16 protein-coding genes are annotated in these 18,743 nt (G+C 38.4%); 6 read left to right on the top strand and 10 right to left on the bottom strand.

Annotated features, from left to right (window positions below; all coding sequences use genetic code 11):
* The first annotated feature begins 286 nt into the window (after positions 1 to 286).
* A complete protein-coding gene (locus tag NE363_RS08925; protein ID WP_445536308.1) occupies positions 287 to 727 on the top strand; it encodes an SLATT domain-containing protein in 441 nt (146 codons plus the stop codon).
* A gap of 305 nt (positions 728 to 1,032) precedes the next feature.
* On the opposite strand, the gene NE363_RS08920 is transcribed toward NE363_RS08925, so the two are convergent.
* The 5 genes from NE363_RS08920 to NE363_RS08900 form a co-directional block, all read right to left on the bottom strand.
* Positions 1,033 to 2,427 (bottom strand): methylenetetrahydrofolate reductase C-terminal domain-containing protein, encoded by a 1,395-nt coding sequence (locus NE363_RS08920; RefSeq protein WP_445536307.1) that lies wholly within the window; start codon positions 2,425 to 2,427, stop codon positions 1,033 to 1,035.
* A 72-nt stretch (positions 2,428 to 2,499) separates the two neighbouring features.
* Complete coding sequence (gene ntrR / locus NE363_RS08915; protein ID WP_445536306.1) at positions 2,500 to 3,267, bottom strand: ADPR responsive transcriptional repressor NtrR; 768 nt, start codon at positions 3,265 to 3,267, stop codon at positions 2,500 to 2,502.
* Positions 3,268 to 3,327: 60 nt separating this feature from the next.
* On the bottom strand, positions 3,328 to 4,821 hold the full coding sequence (locus NE363_RS08910; RefSeq protein WP_445536305.1) for a nicotinate phosphoribosyltransferase: 1,494 nt from the start codon (positions 4,819 to 4,821) through the stop codon (positions 3,328 to 3,330).
* Positions 4,822 to 4,832: 11 nt separating this feature from the next.
* Complete coding sequence (locus NE363_RS08905) at positions 4,833 to 5,717, bottom strand: phosphoribosyltransferase family protein (protein WP_445536304.1); 885 nt, start codon at positions 5,715 to 5,717, stop codon at positions 4,833 to 4,835.
* 181 nt (positions 5,718 to 5,898) lie between these two features.
* Complete coding sequence (locus NE363_RS08900) at positions 5,899 to 6,708, bottom strand: sulfite exporter TauE/SafE family protein (protein ID WP_445536303.1); 810 nt, start codon at positions 6,706 to 6,708, stop codon at positions 5,899 to 5,901.
* Positions 6,709 to 6,806: 98 nt separating this feature from the next.
* Here NE363_RS08900 and NE363_RS08895 point away from each other — a divergent pair, with 98 nt between their 5' ends.
* The gene (locus NE363_RS08895; RefSeq protein WP_445536302.1) at positions 6,807 to 7,595 is read left to right on the top strand and encodes an AraC family transcriptional regulator; all 789 of its coding nucleotides are present in this window, start codon (positions 6,807 to 6,809) and stop codon (positions 7,593 to 7,595) included.
* On the opposite strand, the gene NE363_RS08890 is transcribed toward NE363_RS08895, so the two are convergent.
* The 4 genes from NE363_RS08890 to NE363_RS08875 are packed head-to-tail and all read right to left on the bottom strand — an operon-like array spanning position 7,590 to position 10,874.
* Positions 7,590 to 8,078 carry a GNAT family N-acetyltransferase gene (locus tag NE363_RS08890; protein ID WP_004701494.1) on the bottom strand — a complete coding sequence of 163 codons (489 nt, stop codon included), beginning with the start codon at positions 8,076 to 8,078 and terminating at the stop codon, positions 7,590 to 7,592. The genes NE363_RS08895 and NE363_RS08890 overlap by 6 nt on opposite strands.
* A 2-nt stretch (positions 8,079 to 8,080) precedes the next feature.
* Positions 8,081 to 8,845 (bottom strand): ABC transporter ATP-binding protein, encoded by a 765-nt coding sequence (locus NE363_RS08885; RefSeq protein WP_077166264.1) that lies wholly within the window; start codon positions 8,843 to 8,845, stop codon positions 8,081 to 8,083.
* Entirely contained in the window at positions 8,842 to 9,852 is a 1,011-nt protein-coding gene (locus NE363_RS08880) for a FecCD family ABC transporter permease (protein WP_445536301.1), read from the bottom strand. Before NE363_RS08880 ends, NE363_RS08885 begins: the two co-directional genes overlap by 4 nt.
* 2 nt (positions 9,853 to 9,854) lie before the next feature.
* Positions 9,855 to 10,874 (bottom strand): ABC transporter substrate-binding protein, encoded by a 1,020-nt coding sequence (locus NE363_RS08875; protein ID WP_445536300.1) that lies wholly within the window; start codon positions 10,872 to 10,874, stop codon positions 9,855 to 9,857.
* Positions 10,875 to 11,515: 641 nt separating this feature from the next.
* Here NE363_RS08875 and NE363_RS08870 point away from each other — a divergent pair.
* Together NE363_RS08870 and NE363_RS08865 are read left to right on the top strand one after the other, a co-directional pair.
* The gene (locus NE363_RS08870; protein ID WP_445536299.1) at positions 11,516 to 13,063 is read left to right on the top strand and encodes a tyrosinase family protein; all 1,548 of its coding nucleotides are present in this window, start codon (positions 11,516 to 11,518) and stop codon (positions 13,061 to 13,063) included.
* A gap of 41 nt (positions 13,064 to 13,104) precedes the next feature.
* On the top strand, positions 13,105 to 15,069 hold the full coding sequence (locus tag NE363_RS08865; RefSeq protein ID WP_445536298.1) for a multicopper oxidase family protein: 1,965 nt from the start codon (positions 13,105 to 13,107) through the stop codon (positions 15,067 to 15,069).
* A gap of 60 nt (positions 15,070 to 15,129) precedes the next feature.
* Here NE363_RS08865 and NE363_RS08860 read toward each other — a convergent pair whose 3' ends face one another.
* Positions 15,130 to 15,762, bottom strand: a complete 633-nt coding sequence (locus NE363_RS08860) for a TetR/AcrR family transcriptional regulator (RefSeq protein WP_445536297.1) — start codon at positions 15,760 to 15,762, stop codon at positions 15,130 to 15,132.
* Between the two features lie 167 nt (positions 15,763 to 15,929).
* On the opposite strand from NE363_RS08860, the gene NE363_RS08855 reads away from it, so the two are divergent.
* Complete coding sequence (locus NE363_RS08855) at positions 15,930 to 17,507, top strand: MFS transporter (RefSeq protein ID WP_445536296.1); 1,578 nt, start codon at positions 15,930 to 15,932, stop codon at positions 17,505 to 17,507.
* Positions 17,504 to 18,592, top strand: a complete 1,089-nt coding sequence (locus NE363_RS08850) for an HlyD family secretion protein (protein WP_445536295.1) — start codon at positions 17,504 to 17,506, stop codon at positions 18,590 to 18,592. Before NE363_RS08855 ends, NE363_RS08850 begins: the two co-directional genes overlap by 4 nt.
* Positions 18,593 to 18,743 lie beyond the last annotated feature (151 nt).

The raw sequence follows: 18,743 nt of genomic DNA, 5'->3' as shown, positions 1-18,743 counted from the left end.
TCCTCTAAAAAGACTAAAAGCTAACCTCTTTTAGCTTTTAGTCTTCTGAAAATCAAAAGTATTTAGTAAACTTACTTATTAGCTTACTTCATTAGATTTATTTATATCAAAAGCCACTAGTAATCTTGTTATAAAAGTAATAGGTTCTATGTTTTATTCTGATGAGAAAATAAAAATCTCATTAATTACATTGCTATTAATCATATGAGTGGAGCAAAAGGAGGATTTTTATTGTAATATTTTTATTAGATATAAATTTATAAAATCAGAATAAAAAGGAATAATTATGGATAATATTAATGCAGATCTATATCAACTTAAAGAAGATATAGCTTATGAAATCAAAGTGACTAAAGCAAACCGTGAAAAAGATAGAGATAAATCTACTTTTGTTAGTATATATACTGGTCTAATATCGGCCCTTACCACATTTTGTATTGGCCTAACTCCTTACGTATCTGAAGATTACACCAATTTTATTGGAGGTTTTTCTTTGTTTATTAGTGCTTCTCTAACTGTTGTTCTGGCCTGGAATGGGCTCTTTAATCATAAAAGTCTATGGATTAATTCCGCAATAAAACTATCAGAGCTTTACGATTTAAATACAGATATAAAACATTCTGAAAGTAGTAAATCAATAAATCAAAATTTAGTAAACAATTTCTATAAGCGCTATAAAACAATTATGAATGATGCAAATGTTCGTTGGCTGAAAATTAGAGAATAGTAATACTTTAAAAAGTATAGTTTGCTGTGTCACGTATGGGATATGGTTTGCCATTAATTATTAGAGGATAAAATTTTGCTTGTTTGCAAAAAACTTCTAATACAACCGTGTCTTGTTCGTGTAAACCACTATTACTTTGGATCTTTGCAAGGGCTAAGTTTCTAATATCATAAGTTTCTGAATAAATACTTATATATCTAGTTTCTCCTTTAAGATCGCTTGTATTAATGTTAATTTTTAAAAATACTTTAAATCTCAGTTTTCTAGAGGCTTCTTTATAAAAAGAATTTAATTAGAGATATAACTTAAACCTCAGTCGCTAAATACCAATTTTTCCAAGAACTGGTTCCTCTGGTTTCAATTGCTACTGTAGGAATTAATTTCTCTTTTAATATTTCAGTTTGTTCAACCGCTTTTGCAAGTCTCGCTTTGACTGAATGAATACATTCACGGTCACCAAATTCACAGCGATCTAAAGTTGTACCGCCACAAGGCCCATTGGCTAAACCTTTTGGACACGTTTCAGGACAAATATATAAAGTGTCACCTAAACGACACTGACCACAGCTTTCACAGCCCACTAAGCTATGTTTACTCAGTACTTCTGTTTTAAGTAATACTTTAGCAACTAAAGTGTTATCCCAAAAAGATGCTTTAAAAATAAAACGTCCAACACCTTTAGCAATTTTTGATCCAAACATTGCTTCATGCATAACATGCAATTGGCGATATTTGATTAATTGTTTAGACGTTGGCTGACGCGAAAACCGAGCAATTTCAGGTGAAAACTCGTTGCCTGACGTGACTTGCCAAAGTGAATTCCAAAGCTCTTCTAACGCTTTAAGCTCCAAATGTCTGTATTGCTCAATGTAACTTTCAAGCAGCATTTGCTCTTCTGGCTTATGACAAGCAGATAAGTGAATTCCTGCAAACCCTAAATGTTTACATATCAAAATCTGTAAAGCACAGCGCAAATAAACTCGGTCCGTATGCCCTGCTTGTTTTTCGTCTGCCAAGACTTTTAGCATGTGTGGAGTAATTACAATACCCGCAACTTTATGCTTCACCATAAAATTGGCACGACCTAAAGTCAGTGGCATGACGCAAGCCAGTATTTGCTGTGAATAATTGTTTTTGGTTAAAAATGCTTTGGCTTGTTTTAAAGCTTCAATATCATAGCCCAATTGGGTAATGATAAAGTCAGCACCTGCTTTAATTTTCTTATGTAGTTTTAAATACTGTGCATCACGCTCAGCTTCAACATATTTAAATGGGTTAAAAGCAACCCCAATACGAAACCCGCCATGTTGCTTGGCAGCCATTACGGAGTTTACTGACTCTAAGTAACGACTACGAGGCTGCCCATCTCGACCATTATGGTGTTCTTTAAGTTTATCGCCTGTAAGCAATAACAAGTTTTGAATATTGGCTGCTTGAGCTTGTTCTAAAAATTGCTCGAAGTCTTGTATGTCTCGGGCCTTACCTGAAAAGTGTAAGACTTTATCGATTGAGTCAGGGTAACTTTTGCTGGCTTCAAGCGGAGCAATATCATGATCTGAATGTACACGATCTGCCAATGTCATTGCAGCCGGATATCCCGCAAACTCATGTTTCACAGGATAAATTTCATGCAGTGAAGTGAGATATTCCACCAACACAAAAAACTGGTTTTGTTGGAAGCAGGGAGAAACGTGTGACATAGGCAAAGTGCTGATCAAAACATGACATCAATCATAAGCGCGGCATTATAAATCAAAGTGCATCAAGATGCGCTAGTCAGAAAGCTCATTGTTTTGCTTATCTTCACCCTCTTTGTTTCTAGGTAATTCGAGTGAGCGAGGAAATATAAAATCAAAAGAATCGAGTGCATAGCGGTAAAGCTGAGCTGGTCGTTTGCCTACAATTTTCCTTTGATTGGTTTCTTCAACTGCACCCGCTTCTATCATACGGCGTCTAAACGCTTTTTTATCTAACGATTGCCCAAGAATAATTTCATAAATGGTTTGTAGCTCAGTTAGCGTAAACAACTCAGGCATAAGACTCGCTGGCAATGCGGTATAGCGGGTTTTATTGGTTAAACGCTCTAAAGCTAAGCTGAGCAATTCATTATGATCAAAAGCTAATGCTAAATCTTGTGCTTTTGCTACGGGCACCCATTCACTGTATTCAGCCAAAGCTTGGTGTTCATAAGCGTTAAAATCAATTAAAGCAAAATACAAAATGGTTACGGCCCAACCACGTGGGTCACGTTTAGCATTACCCACAGAGGCAACTTGTTCCAAGTAAGGTGAAGCAATTCCTGTTTTTTCGACCAGCTTACGATAAGCCGTGGCCATCAAATCTTGATCGTGCTTTAAATCGGCAAAACCGCCCGGTAAAGCCCATTGGTCTTTGGCTGGAAAGTTGGGCCGCTTAATGAGTAATACCTGCAACTGACCATTAAATACCGAGAAAATAGCCATATCTACAGTGAGTAAAGGTGCGTCATAATCTCGGCGATCATAACTGGCAAGGAATTCTTGTTCAGTTTGAATAGTCACGTTCAGTCTCTCAATGAAAATGATGAGCCGATACCCATGCAACGGCTCATCTAAACTCAGTTATGCGATGGATAAACGCTCACGTATTTGATCCAAAGTACACTCATATTGAAGTTTACCATTTTCAAAGACGGTTTTTAGTGCTCCACCTTGTTCTTGTTCGGCTGTTTGCTCATCAAACAAGGTAAAACCATTTTCACTTTCTTCGATGCGTAAAAGACCTTTCGCAGATTTTTTCACACCTGAGTCAGTAATTGGGTCTTTGAACAGCTCTCGGCCTACACCATTCACTTGGCCCCAAGTTGCTTTCACAGCAAACCCAAAGGTATCTCGAGTTAAATAGTTATAGGTAAAGCTACCGATCCCAAACACCAAGTTGTTTGATGCAAAACCTTTGGCTTCTAGCCCTTCTAAAATGCGCTGCGCACGTTCTAGTGTAATCGAGTCACCGTAAATTAAACCGACACGCTCATTAAGTACTTTATAGCCTTGCTCAGTTGTTGTACCGCTAAACACTTCCCATAAACATTCAACTGCGCCTTTATACGCTGGGCTGCCAAATTTGGCATCTGGGTCACCACAAATAATTTTAACAGGGTCACCAGAGTCAGGACGGAAAACCAATTTAGCCAAGCCTAAAGCATTAGGTTGTCTTGCTAAAATTTCAGGTTTTAAAGCCACCGTAAACTCTGTAATCACTCGCCAAAAATCCCAAGTATCAGACACAATACTGACAACACCCGACGGATAAAGTTCACAGATTAAACGCTTAAATGTTTCTAGCTCACTGTTTTCTGTGCCCATACACATCACACTGTGTTCGGTCGCTGGTACAGATACCCCAATCACACCTGTGGCATTGTAATATTCTTCTGCATAGTCAATTGAAGCAACCGAATCTGTTCCAATAAAACTGGTTAAGTGTCCCACACCCGATTGTGCCGCATCATAAATTCCACTCATACCACGGCTACTAAAATCGTGTCCTTGCACAGGTACAAAATCGAGCGGTGCGCCAGTTTTTACAGCATATTGCGTTAATAAACGTTTGTACTCATAGGCAATTGTGGCCGTAGTACAGCTTTTCCAAAGTTCAGCACTCAATACGGTTTCAATATAGTTCGTTAACCAAAAGAAACGTGGGGCAGTGTTAATCACGGTGAGCACAGGTACACGCATATTGACACGGCTGCCTTCTGGCAAGGCTTTAATGCGTAATGGTAAATAGCCCAAGTCGTGTAACGCTTCAATGTGATCAACAGGTACTGCGTCTTCACCTAGTGAACTATCCATACGGCGTTTATAAGCAGCCACAACTTTTTCTTTAGGTTGTTTGAAAAAGCCTTCATTCCATGTATTTATTAAAAAGTGTTTGATAAAACCCTGAAGCCCAAAGAACACAACTTTATCGTCAAAGTCAGGTAGCATTTTTGCGAGTCGAGATGAACGCGGCGTAAAGTTTGCATATACGTACTCTGTGCCTGCTGGATACTGACGTCTGTGATCCGCTTTATAAAAATCGATAGCGTTTAATGGATTAAGTTTAATAGTCATCTTTGTTCTCTTTATTTTGCTGCAAAAGCAATTACTGAAATTTTGTCTGTTTCTTGTTGTGGAAAGCTGTCCGAGGTAAATAGTTGGTCAAGCAATCCATCAAAAACCTCTATTCCTTTACTGAAAATACCGTGGGTCACGTATAGAACGACCTTATGGCAATTGAGACGACGGAGTTCTTTGGCAATACCAATAAAGGTTGCACCGCCGTCGCAAATGTCATCGGTAATGACCGCTGTTAGGCCTGATAAATCAGTCGCATGTACATGTGTGCCCAAAATTTTGCCAGTTACAGGGTCACGTTTTTTATCACACTGAACAACAGTGATGGGTTGTTTGCGCTCCAGATTAAAAGCGTCTGCAACCATTTGTGTGCGTGCTTTTGCGCCTTTGTCTGGGCAAACCAGCACTGTTTTTTCATCTTTTAACAATTTGCTTAGCACTTCACTCTTCGCGATGATGTCGACTGAACTGACATTTACAACTTCTTTAAAAGAAGTATTAGCAGCAAGTAATGCTGTTGTTACTTCACTATGGCAGTCCCAAACAGTCACCTTGCCTTGTTTACCCGCTTTTTTTTCGGCATTGATGTTAAGTAGCTTGGTCATCACATCGAGCGAGAACGCTTGGCCTACTGCACAAATACGGTCCTGACGAGCGTATGGAAAATATGGAATTTCTAAGTCAACTGTTAGCCCGTGATTCAGCAATATATTTTCAAGTAACAAATAGTCCATCACATCGTGACTTGAGATCATTTGCGCACGCACCAATACCTTGCCAGATAGTGAACCTAACGTTGTCTCATCAATCTGAACATGACGCTCTCCACCAGAAAACTGCGTGAATTTCACTGGAATTTCATTTCTTGCCGCATCTAAAAGCTGGATAGCCATATCATCCTCTTTTTGTCTGATGACCTTCGATGAATATATAGTGGCATAAAGCCACTATATATTTCAAGTCTATTTTTCAAACTTTTTTCAAAACCATTTAAGGCATAAAATTTACGGTTTTAGAGTATTTAGAGATTTAATTTTTAAGAGGGATTATTCTTTAATTAATTGAAATAAAAAGTTAATTTACAAAAAGCATGACGAGTAGAACTATTATTAAAAGTAGCGGATACAATCTTGCCCGCCATAAATCAGGTAGTTTTGAGATAACTTTTTCTGAAAAATATAGTCCAATCCATGTTCCAGCAACCAAGAATAAAGCAGCTTCAAACCAAATTAGACCGATAAATCCGTTGACTGCCCATGTAGATTGCCAAAGTGACAATACACAATAAGTCAGCGTTGCAGTTAAAGACAAAGGCAGCGTGAGAATGTTTGCAATAGCCGCAGCCTCTGCCATAGAACTACCCCGCCGCCGTAATAACGGAACTGTCATTACACTGCCACCCACACCTAAAAGCGCTGCAACCCAACCAATAATTCCACCTTTAATGAGTTCACAGTTTTGACCATAGTTTTGCGTTTGTCTTGATGCCACCATAAAGCCTGGTCGGTAATAACAATCTAGAATGGTTATGAATACATAACCCATAAATATCCAGCGAAGCCAATTTCCATTAAACAATGAGGCCATTACCGCACCGACAACCCCACCCAATGCGATACCACTCCATAAAAAGCGGATTTTTTGCCAATCAATCTGTCCGGACCGATAGTGTCGAAAAGTTGCAAAACTTGCCGAACACAGCATCACAAAAGCTGATGTAGCTACGGCGATTTGCATGGCATGTATCCCAACCATACTTTCGCTACTGTACTTTTGAATAATGACTGTATAAAGCAAAGGCACAGCAACAAAACCGCCGCCAAAGCCAAATAACCAAGTGGTAACGCCTGAAAGTAGTCCAAATAAAAATAGCTCATATAGCATCGTTATCTTCCTCACATTTATAGAGGCATGATATAAAATAGCCCTATGGCAAACTAACGTAGAAAAGCCATATTTTTAATTATTTCAGACAAAAATATATGCGTAATATTCCAATTAACGATGTAGACCATCTACCGCAAGCGGTTTTAGCGTTAGGATCGGACTATCCTGCTGATACTTTGTTAGATACGCATAGCCATCGCCGTGCTCAGTTCTTATATGCACCCGAAGGGCTTATGAAAGTTGAAACTGAAGATGGACAATGGCTCGTGTTACCGTACAGTGGTGTATGGATACCCGCAGGCAAACCACATCAGGTATGGCTATCTAAAGTCAGTACTTATAGTTTGTATATAGAAGTAAGTAATGCTCCAAGACAGGCAAACTATTGCGAGGTCGTGCAAGTTTCACCGTTAATGCATCAGTTACTGATTCAAGCAAATCAACTGCCTGTTGACTACCAACATGCAGGCCGAGACGGAGCGGTTATCGATTTATTGTTATATGAATTAGAAGCTGCACCAGCCCTGCCTCTGTTTATTCCATTGCCTCACAACACATTACTATCTAATCAGTGTGCTGAGTTTATGGAGCATCCTGATATTCATAGCAGCCCTAAAGATTGGGCACATGTCCACAATAAAAGTGAACGAACTTTTCATCGTTGGTTTAAGGCAGAAACGGGCATGTCATTTCAGGCTTGGCGTAATCGAGTCTGCATCATCTATGCTTTAGATGCGTTAAAAGCAGATATCTCGATTACTGAAATTGCCTTTAGTTTGGGCTATGAGCACTCGGCAGCATTTACTGCAATGTTCAGTAAAATTATGGGTTATCCACCTACCCATTTTCAAAAAAGATTTCATACGCATAATAAAGCGCTATAAAGATTTACTCATGTGAATGGTGTCATAGGTCTCGATCCACTCACGGTTAATGACATCAAAGCCTTGTAGACGCCAAAACTTTTCAGCCGCTGGCAAAAATGGATGAGTGTGCAAATACAAAGTCGTAATTTCATTGTTTTTTGCATGGCTAAACAACATGTCACATAGCTGAGTTGCGATACCATTACGGCGGTATTCAGGCAATACAAACAACTTAACCACTTCCACTGTATTAGATGGCAAATTTAAATCAAAACGATGGTCATACGCCCGATATGCAATAGTGCCAATAATACGGTTTTTATCTTTTACGGTAATAAAGCAACCTAATGGATCATTAACATAATATTGCCCAAAATTTTTTAAATCTTTGGGAACTTGCCCATGATAGATTTCTGGGAATAATAAATGTCTTGTATAAAGTGCAAACTCTACAGCAGATGCATAGTCTGATTTGTCTGCTAGATGATAGTGAAAAGTCATATTTATAGCCAAGAATGGTCAGGGATAACAATGGTTTTGTCTTGAATCATGGCTTCATGGAACTCAACATCATAGACACTTTTTAAAAACTTCGGATCGGTGATTCGTGTTTTAGATTCAGGCTTAACTACTTCATGTTGGCGCATAAAAAACAAATGATCTGCAAATAAAAAAGCCAAGTTGGGATCATGCATAATCGCAATCACCGTAAAATTTTGCCGCGACAACTGACGCAATTTTTTCATTAAATAAGACTGGTAATAAACATCGAGATGATTGGTTGGCTCATCAAGCAAAATCACTTTGGGTGCTTGCACTAAAATTCGGGCAATCATAACCAATTGCCTTTCACCACCTGATAGTTCTGTATAAGGACGGTCACGTAAATGCTCAATATCTAAATCAAGCAAAGCTTGATCCACACGCTCCCAGTCTGATTTTGAAGGTCTATATCTGCTAAAAGCGGCACGTCCCGTAATCACTACATCTTTAACTAAAAATGGAAATACGGTTTTATGAAACTGTGGTAAAAAGCCAAGTAACGCAGCCCGATCTTTGCCTTTAAAGTCTGATAATGGTTTTCTAGAGTAACGGATCAACCCATCTTTTACAGGTTCTAAGCCAGCCATCAATTTAAAAAGTGTCGATTTTCCACAGCCATTGCGCCCTAAAATGACGGAAAACTGATTTTCAGGAAACTCCAGATGGATGTTTTTGAGAACCTGTTTATGCCCATAGGCATAATTTAACTGATCAATTTGAATCATGCCCAATGAGTCCTCTGTGTTTTCATTAATAATAAGAAAAATGGCGCACCAAGTAGCATGGTAAAAATGCCAATTGGTATTTCAAAGGTTAGTAAAACACGTGAAAAGTTATCAATCATGAGTAGGAAACTGCCGCCCAAAATCATATTGGCAGGAATACTGTAGCGGTGATCTGGCCCCACCAACATTCTCACAATATGCGGCATAAAGAGTCCATATAAACTAATAATGCCAGCAGCAGCCACAGAAGTTGATGTACATACAGTCACTAGTACAATTAAAAGAAACTGCTCCCAGCGTGGATTAACACCAACCGCCTGCGCTTCTTCAGCACCGAGTGCCATTAAGTTTAAACGCCAACGCATTGCAAATAATCCGACAAGGCCAATACAAATCGGTAGCACAGCGTATTGAACTTTTTGCCAAGAAGCTTGATGTAAATTGCCCATCGTCCATTGCACAATGGCTTGTAATTTAAATGGATCACTTAGATATTGAATAACTGTAAGTCCTGCCAAAAACAGCCCCGACACAATCATGCCGGATAAAATTACCATCACTAAAGACGTCTGGCTTTCATGTTTTTGATGTGCAAATAAATACGTTAAGGCAACAGCACAAACACCAAAAATAAAGGCGGATAGATTGGGCGAAAGCCAACTTAGAGAAAGTGCCAAAGCTGCACCAAACGCTGCACCGGAAGAAATACCGAGTACATACGAGTCAACCAAAGGGTTACGAAACAATGCTTGCAAACCATTACCCGCGGTTGCTAACGCAGTTCCCACCATAAAGGTCAGTAAAATTCTGGGTAATCTGACATTGACCAGTATGTTCTGCATCAGTCTAAATTGTTCAGCATCAAAATATGGGGTACCAAAGACTGCTTGCACACCCCACCGCAAATAGTCCCATGCACTCAAAGTCTGCGTTGGCCCAATGAGCAAAGAGATAAAAATCATCATGAACGGTAACGGGTAAAACCAATAATATTTGAGCTTTTCCATATTCATGACACCAACGCTTTCGCAAGGTGCTTACCATACAACTTGGTTAAAATACGCTGCTGTAAAGCACTTACTGGTAAATCGGACTGTTCAGGGTAAATGCTGTGGTTCAAATAAATCGCCGTAATAATGATTTTGATGGTATGTGGGTTATAAATAAATGCAGGGCTCAAATTAAATACCTTACGGTTTTGTACGGCACTTAAGCCTTGTAATTCTTTTCGTTCATAAATCAGTTTTGGGTTGGTGTTCCAAAGCACAATATTGTCAGGGTTCCATTCAATGAGAGTCTCGGGATTTACATTGGGTTGGTTAGCATTGGTCTGAACAATGTTGTAAGCACCTGCCAGCTCAATAAAATCATTGGTAATAGACTGACGTCCCGAAGTGGAAAAAATTCGCCCACCTGACCACGCATAGTAAATCGATTGCTTATTTGGCTGACGTGCTGTTTTGGCTGCGACTTCTGCCATAATTTCATCAGAAAAACTCAAAATTTCTTGAGCTCGCTTTTGAGCTCCACTTAGAACAGCAATTTCAGATAGCTCTTCTTTCACTTGCTGGTAAGTGCCAGACTCCATTACATATACAGCAATACCAAATTGTCGTAATAGTGCGATCGTTTGGGTCTGCCCGCTTCCCAAAATTACTAAATCGGGTTTCAACAACACAAGACTTTCAATATTGGTTGCATTGGCACCTTGTGAAGGCGTTGCAAGCTGTTGATTGGCAATGCGTTGATCTATTTTTGAATAGGCGTTAAATAATAAAGGTTGAATGTATACTTCGGCTGGTATGCCAATCACTTTATGACCTTGCCCTAGCATATATAAGCCATCTAAACCTGACTCAAATAGAGAAACAATTCTTTGCGCTGGCTTGGCTACACACACTTTTGTATTTGTACTATCAAAAACGCATATCGAATGAACTGCTAAGCTTTCTTTAGTTTTTCTACTTTGTTCAGATGAAGAACATCCACATAGAATGAGTAAAGTGAGTATTGAAGCCCCAAACCTCATTACACCTCTCCATGCACAAATATGGTGCAAAATAAAAATATGTATTTATTTGGTGCAATTTTCATGTAAAAAAAACACCATAAGAGAGCAAAACGGTTTGAATCATCATTTATATGGGGTGCAAATTAAATGTTTAATTGAAGATATGAATAATTAAGCAATAAAAATGCCAGAATTAAAAAATAAATTTACCCATCAATCGGTTGTCATACTTGTTTCAAGTCAGAAAAAATATTTATGGGCTTTCACACTTCTCTAATAATGAGTTAACTAATACCAGTTATTTTAAAATCTAATTGAGTAAAATATTTAAAAATAATGAGATCTAAAAACATAAAAATTAAAAAAACGAAACACAATACTCAAAAATATAGTTATTTTCTCATTTTTAATTTTATCAATTAAATAAATAATTAATAATAAACAAAATCTTAGTTAAAATAATAAAATTAAGTTTTTCTAAAAAATTACAGCTTTAAAAATTAAATTAATCTAAAGTTAATATTAAAGATAAATCTTTAATAATGACTATTTTATGTGCTAGATTAATGTACAAGAATTATCCAATTATTTGGAAATTTCTCATACTACAAATAACTTACGAACTATAAGAATATTAAACACAATAAGGATTTTAAACCATGAAAAGAAATTATTATATATTAGGCACTCTTTTATGTGGCATGAGCTTAGCAACACATGCCGACTCACTGCGAATGAGTGCCACGGAGTTTGCAAAAGACCCAGCCAAAGTAAGCGCACTGCAAAAAGGTCTGGAAAAAATGCGAGCAAATAATAATGCAAATCCATTATCTCCGGAGTTTCGTACAAGTTTTAATTATTGGGCAAATACTCACGGCTATTTTGGTACGGGCACACATGGCACTGATAAAACTACATATCTTAAAAACCGTATGGCAGGTTGCTTACAAGATAATAGTCAAGCCTTGTGTGATAGTTACTATAAACATATTCAAAATTCTACAGTTCCAAAAGATGGTTTTACCGATGAAGTTTGGGGTACATGCCAACATGGCAATCTAAACTTCTTACCTTGGCACCGTATGATGCTTTATTTTTACGAGCGAACAGTGCGTAAGTATGTTGGACAAGATTACTCTCTTCCTTATTGGGACTATTACCAAGAAAAAGCGGCTAATGGGAAAGGACTAGCGCTGCCTCAATTGGTTCGAGGTAAACAAGCAGGTAGCTTATATGACCAGTTCCGTACACCTGGTTTAAATGAGAATATCAGCGCTATAGATCCAGACGATGCCAGCGCTGCCCAAGCATTTAAATGGAATGACTTCACATCATTTTCCAATCAGTTACAGTCTCAGCCCCATGGTGTAATGCACTGCGCGGTAGGTAAAAACTGTGTGCTGCCAGATATGGGATTTGTACCAATTGCAGGTTTAGACCCTGTATTTTATATGCACCATGCCAATATCGACCGCTTGTGGCAATGTTGGCTAAATAAAAAAGCCAATGGGCAACCCATTACACTTGAGTGGGCAAAGAAAAACTTAGGTATGCCAGATAGCTGGTATGACACTCGATACACCTTTGCAGACGAAAACGGCAATAAAGTCACCATGACCATTGCTGATGTATTTACCCCTGGTAAAATTCCGGTGCGTTATACCAATGAAAACGCATGTAAAATTCAAGCACCAGTTATGAGTAGTCAAGCAGGAAAAGTAAATCTATTTAAAAAAGCGCATAAACCAGTCAGCAGCAATAAAACCATTAAACTGATGGGTGTAAGTCAAAAAGTAGCTTTAGCGCCTCAAACCACAACGTTCTTAAAAAGTGCTAGTCAACTTTCTCAAACTACACTTTCATCAGGACAAACTTATTTAATCTTAGATAATGTACAAATGGTGGGTAATCCAAATCTAACTTATAAGATTTATTTATCTCCTAAAAATAAACCTGACCAAAAAATTTATGTTGCCACAATTAACTATTTCGGTGTGTTAGATCATAACCACAGCGGGCATGCGAGCAATGGTGCTATGGGTCAATTGGTCTATCAAGTCAGCGATCAAGTTAATCAATTAGGCGTACCTGCTGAAGACTTAGAGGTTCAGTTTGTTGCTACCGATTTAACCCTTAACCCAGTGAAGCAAAAAGTAAGTTCTCAAGGACTGAGCATTTCTCAAGTTCGCTTAGAAACTTCAAAATAATAATTAAGGGAGAGGCCTGATTTTTCAGGCCTATATTTATTATGAAAATAGCTCATTTAATAGTATGTACCCCTCTAACGTTAGTGAGTGGGTATGCCTTAGCAGAGGAGTCTTCTGAACGTATATTAGAAGACCCTCCTGAAATGTCTGTTGCACGTAATCATCAAGCTTTACTTGCGGCACCAAGCCCTACTACTGCCACAACAAACGTTCCGCAAATGCAGTCTTCAAATGAAGCATTGTTTACTTGGGAGGTAAAAAAAACAATAAATAGACTCTGGAACCCAGCAACAAACAGTTATGACAAAGTCATGTTACGCAGCTATCAAGGCACAAATACACAGCCCAATACGCCTTATATTGCTCCAACCATTGAGGTGTTTCCTGGTGAAACTGTACGAGCAACTTTAGATAATCAGCTTGATATAGATCCAATTACCCATAAAAAACTTCCAAAAGACCCAAGTTGCACTGGCGATCATTTTGACGTGAATAAACCACATTGTTTTGATGGTACCAATATGCATACACATGGGTTATGGATTAACCCAGCAGGAAATAGTGATAACGTTTTAGTTTCGATTAATCCAGGTGTTAACTTCCAGTATGAATACAACATACCGCCTGATCATCCAGCCGGAACATTTTGGTATCATCCGCATCGACATGGTTCAACCGCGATTCAAGTCGCAAGTGGTATGGCAGGTGCTTTGATTATTCGTGGATATCGTCAACCCACACCAAATAAAACAGGTGATTTAGATTTACTCACCTATGGTTTTAAAGAAAGAACGCTGGTTTTTCAGCAAATTCAATATGCTTGCTATGATGCTAACGGTAAAATCCAAACTGACTCAAAAGGTAATTATATTTGCCCAAATAATCAAATTGGTGAAATTAGGGATTATCAGGGCTTTGGTGTCGGCGGTTGGGGGAAATCAGGACGATATACAAGCATTAATGGTGAAGTTCAACCTTTCATTACTCAAGCTGTAGCAGGACAAGTCGAACGTTGGCGAATGGTTCATGCTGGTGTGCGCGACAGTATTAACCTGAGCGTTCGTCAAATGCAAAACATCCCTTCTAAACTCGATTTAACACCAACGGGTGAAAAGCAATTATTAAGAGAAAGCTGTACAGGCCCGATTGTAAGTCAACACCTTATTGCAGCCGATGGCTTAACTTTCAAACAAGTCATGGATAAAACAGTCACTGTTTTTCAACCGGGTTACCGTTTTGATGCCTTAATGCAATTCCCGCAAGAAGGCCGCTATTGTCTGATTGATGAAGCTGCTTCAGTTTCTGCTAACGTGGACCGTATATCTTCTGAGAGACGCTTACTTGGGATTATTCAAGTCAATAAATCCACTTCAGCACCTCAGTCTTTAACAACAGCATTAAGTAATAATGCAACACGCAATATTGCACCAGATATGCGTCCCGCTGTGCTTCAAGATTTACAACAAAATTTAAAGCTCAGTCATTTTGTTCCTCATCAGGATTTACCGGCAACACCAAATAAACAATTTTTAGAATTTAATATTGATACTAAGGCTAATCCAACTCAATTTCAGGTCGATGGAAAACCATATAAACCAGACCGAATTGACCGTACGCTCGAGTTGGGCAAAACCGATGAATGGATACTCACCTCTAAATTAGCCAGCCATCCATTCCACATTCATGTAAATCCATTTCAGATCGTTGAGATTAGAGATCCGAGTGGAAAAGATGTCAGTGATATCAACGCCGTTGATGACTACGACAAATCCGCTCCACCCGACCCACAATACCGTGGTCTAAAAGGCACATGGAAAGACACCATTTGGGTTAAAAATGTAAAAGGAGCCAGTTATAAAGTCATTGTTAGAACCAAGTACCAACGCTACATTGGTGACTTTGTATTGCACTGCCATATTTTAGATCATGAAGATCAAGGCATGATGCAAAACATTCGCATTAGCCTTCCAGATGGTAATGGTGGTGTTTCACAGGGACATCATTAACCATAAATCTTTTTGAGACAGAATTAAAAAGGCCGCTTCTCGCGGCCTTCGTTTGATCCTTTATATAGAACGCTTATTTTCTTGATAATTCATATTCTTTAAAAATAAATCGACTACATATTCAACCCAAACACTAATTTCACTCTCAGATATTAAATAATCAGGATGGGTCAGACATTTTAAATGAGCATCACTTCGTAAAAGCGATAAAAAGATATTTGCCGCAGCTTCAGAGGAAGAACTTAACTCAATTTCTCCTTGTTTGACCGATTTTTCAAGATAACCCGCAATAATATTTGCCAGTTTTTGTGGTCCAAGTTCAAAGAATTTTTCAGATAATTCTGGGAATCTGACTGCTTCAGCAATACAAACCCTAAAAAAAGCCAAACCTGAATGTGACAATATAAAGCAGAGATAAGTTTTACCCATCTCTGTTAAAGCTGAACTTAAATTTTTAGCTTGCGTTTCAACTAAAATAATTTGCTTTTGCATGTTGGTGCATTGACGTTCAATGACTGCAGCGAACATCGCTTCTTTATTTTTAAAACAACCATACATGGTGGCTTTTGAAACACCAGCTTCTTTTTGAATCATGTCTGTCGTTGTGCCACTAAAACCGTGGATCAGAAAAAACTTTGTTGCTGCATCCAGAATTTTTTGATCTTTCTCATTGGCTTTAATGCAATCAGACATACGAACCTACAAATATATTTAGAAATTTCATGTTTAGTGTAACTCATCGAAAAGTTCAAAATCGATAATTGACGTAATTTTAATAAGATAGTACAGTACCGATCGGTACAGTTGAGCTCAATAACTGCTCTATGCAACGAGTTCATTTTTAAAATTTAAGGTAAAAGATGAATATACGACCACTCATCGGTTTGGCAGGTGCAATTTTTGCAGCAATGACTGTCGAATTTAATAACCGAATTACCAGTATTACTTTGGTCGATATTCGCGGTGCAATGGGTATTAGTGTCGACTCTGGTTATTGGGTCAGCAGTATTTATGCCAGTGCCATGATTATTGGCATGATCCTCTCTACCAGTTGGGCCGTTATTTTTTCAATGCGTAGAGTCCTTCTTTTTGCCATAGGTCTTTGTCTCGTCTCTAGCGTTTTAATTCCTTTTAGTCCCAACATTGAAATATTTTATTTATTGCGTGGCTTGCAAGGACTTGCCAATGGGTTAACCATTCCTTTACTCATGGCCTGTGCACTTAGATTTTTAGGGCCAGAAATCCGTTTATGGGGTTTGGCCTGCTATGCGCTAACAGCAACTTTCTTTCCCAACTTAAGTGCTGCACTCTCAGCTTTTTATTTAGATGTGATTGGTTGGAAAATGATATTTTTCCAAACCATTCCTTTTTGTGCACTAAGCGCTGCGCTAGTTTATTTTGGTATTCCCCAAGATCCATTAAATTATTCAAAAATAAAAACTTACGATTGGACAGGTGCCATTTTAGCCATTATTAGCTTAGCAAGCTTAAGTACCATGCTTTTACATGGCAATCACTTGGACTGGTTCCATTCTAAATTGATTAGTGTTTTGGCTTTAATCAGTGCCATTACCTTACCTTTATTTTTAATACATGAATGGCGCTATCCAACTCCATTAATTAAACCGCAAATGCTCGAAATACGAAATTTTGCCTATGCCGTTATTGCCCTATTTTGTTTTGTGGTTATTGGCATGTCAACAAGCACTTTACCACTCAATTACTTAAGCGCTGTACATGGTTATAAACCAACTCAAACCATGTGGATTGGTTTACAAATTGCGGCCTTACAATTTATTTATATTCCAATTGTTATTAAGCTTTTAAATCAAGCTTGGGTCGACAGCCGTTATGTACATGGCTTTGGTTTGCTTCTGGTGATGGCCGGTTGCCTAGGTGCAAGCCAACTCGATACCACTTGGAATCAAGACCAATTTTACTTTTGGCATGCCATCTCATGTTTGGGCCAAACCTGTGTCGTGCTCTCACTCTTAATGATGGGTACAAACAGTGTTCATCCAACCATGGCAATTTATGCATCACCGATGATTAACACGCCGCGTGCGATTAGCGGTGTACTGGGTGTGTGCATATTGGATTGGGTCAATCGCGTACGTGGTGAATACCATTCAACACGGTTGATTGAAAATACCGCACAACATGTTTTCCAAAATATTCAAGGCCCTGTCATTAATCCGCTTACTCCCCCTGTACTTAACGCAAATGGTGCAGATCGTGTTTCAGGCGGTTTATCTGCCCTAAATTCTGCGATTCAAGCGCAACAATCTGTTTTAGTAATTAGCGATCAATATCTAATTTTAGCTGGCCTTACTGCAATTTTATTCATTGTGATGCTGATTTTACCCGTTAGAACTTATCCACCACGCATTGCTCTCATTAAGTTAATGAATAGTCATAACTCAGGAAAATCTTTATGAGTACTCTAGAAGCCCAAGATCACTCTGCGACCGAGTCAGCCAAATTAACAAAGGTGCAATATCTCAAAAAGCATTGGGTTATGGTTATTGCGTTCATTATTGTTTTAGTCTCTATTTTATGGGTTTTAAAACTTATATTTTTACCATCTTCGACTATTGAAACAGACGATGCACGTGTAGATGTAGAGTACTCAACCATTGCTCCTAAAGTCTCTGGAAATATCGAAGAAATTTATATTAAAGATCATCAGACCGTAAAAAAAGGCCAGCTTTTGGCACGGATTGATGCAAGAGATTATGAAGCTGCTTTAGCTGAAGCAGAATCTAATTATGCTAAAGCGGAAGCTGATTTAAATGAAGCAAAACTGGCAGTAGAAAGACAACCGACTGTTATTCGAGAAACAGAGGCTCAGCTTAGAAAAGTAGAAGCTGGAATTAAACTCACCAAAGATAATACAGCGCGTTATGAGCAACTACAGGCACTTGGTGCTGAGTCTAGATTAATTACACAACAGTCAAAAACCACATTGACTGAGCAATATGCTGACTTAGACAGCAGTAAAGAAAAAGTTACCGATGCACAGTATCAGCTCAACCAATATAAAATTCAGGTTCAAGCCAAACAAGCTGCTCTTAAACAAGCACAAGCGGCACTTGATAAAGCAAAACTGAATTTGAGTTATACAGAAGTTCGAGCACCTATTGATGGCATGATTGGTCAAAAGTCAGCTAACGTAGGTAACTTTGTAAGCGCTGGTAATCCACTCATGGTCGTTGTGCCTTTAGATCAAGTCTATGTAGAAGCAAACTTCCGTGAAATTGAGCTAAAACAAATTAAAATTGGTCAGCCTGTCACTGTCTATGTTGACGCTTACAATGTTGAGTTAAAAGGTATAGTAGACAGCTTCTCTCCATCTACTGGCGCATTTTTCTCTCCAATATCGGCGACCAATGCGACAGGTAACTTTACCAAGATTGTTCAGCGTTTACCTTTACGCATCAAGCTTATTGAAAATCAAAAAGATATTAAGTTGTTGCGCCCAGGTCTATCTGTTGTAGTTTCTGTGGATACGACTAAAAAGTAAATTTGAGGATGCTGGGGCAATTAAGAAAAAAGAGACCTTAAATGGTCTTTTTTTTATTTATAACAAGTATATAGACGCTAAGATGAATCAATATTTTCCTACTCCTATATAAAAAACTATAAGTTTGTTGGTGTTTACTCCAATAAAAAAA

The sequence above is a fragment of the Acinetobacter sp. G18 genome (genome assembly GCF_052660225.1).
Note: the sequence above shows the minus strand (reverse complement) of the source record. Positions and strands in the feature narration are given on the sequence as shown.

What these genes read in the sequence shown, in the direction of transcription:
- NE363_RS08925 (WP_445536308.1), top strand. Translation starts at nt 287, where the DNA reads ATGGATAATATTAATGCAGATCTATATCAACTTAAAGAAGATATAGCT.
- NE363_RS08920 (WP_445536307.1), bottom strand. Translation starts at nt 2,427, where the DNA reads ATGTCACACGTTTCTCCCTGCTTCCAACAAAACCAGTTTTTTGTGTTG.
- NE363_RS08910 (WP_445536305.1), bottom strand. Translation starts at nt 4,821, where the DNA reads ATGACTATTAAACTTAATCCATTAAACGCTATCGATTTTTATAAAGCG.
- NE363_RS08905 (WP_445536304.1), bottom strand. Translation starts at nt 5,717, where the DNA reads ATGGCTATCCAGCTTTTAGATGCGGCAAGAAATGAAATTCCAGTGAAA.
- NE363_RS08900 (WP_445536303.1), bottom strand. Translation starts at nt 6,708, where the DNA reads ATGCTATATGAGCTATTTTTATTTGGACTACTTTCAGGCGTTACCACT.
- NE363_RS08895 (WP_445536302.1), top strand. Translation starts at nt 6,807, where the DNA reads ATGCGTAATATTCCAATTAACGATGTAGACCATCTACCGCAAGCGGTT.
- NE363_RS08890 (WP_004701494.1), bottom strand. Translation starts at nt 8,078, where the DNA reads ATGACTTTTCACTATCATCTAGCAGACAAATCAGACTATGCATCTGCT.
- NE363_RS08885 (WP_077166264.1), bottom strand. Translation starts at nt 8,845, where the DNA reads ATGATTCAAATTGATCAGTTAAATTATGCCTATGGGCATAAACAGGTT.
- NE363_RS08880 (WP_445536301.1), bottom strand. Translation starts at nt 9,852, where the DNA reads ATGGAAAAGCTCAAATATTATTGGTTTTACCCGTTACCGTTCATGATG.
- NE363_RS08875 (WP_445536300.1), bottom strand. Translation starts at nt 10,874, where the DNA reads ATGAGGTTTGGGGCTTCAATACTCACTTTACTCATTCTATGTGGATGT.
- NE363_RS08870 (WP_445536299.1), top strand. Translation starts at nt 11,516, where the DNA reads ATGAAAAGAAATTATTATATATTAGGCACTCTTTTATGTGGCATGAGC.
- NE363_RS08865 (WP_445536298.1), top strand. Translation starts at nt 13,105, where the DNA reads ATGAAAATAGCTCATTTAATAGTATGTACCCCTCTAACGTTAGTGAGT.
- NE363_RS08860 (WP_445536297.1), bottom strand. Translation starts at nt 15,762, where the DNA reads ATGTCTGATTGCATTAAAGCCAATGAGAAAGATCAAAAAATTCTGGAT.
- NE363_RS08855 (WP_445536296.1), top strand. Translation starts at nt 15,930, where the DNA reads ATGAATATACGACCACTCATCGGTTTGGCAGGTGCAATTTTTGCAGCA.
- NE363_RS08850 (WP_445536295.1), top strand. Translation starts at nt 17,504, where the DNA reads ATGAGTACTCTAGAAGCCCAAGATCACTCTGCGACCGAGTCAGCCAAA.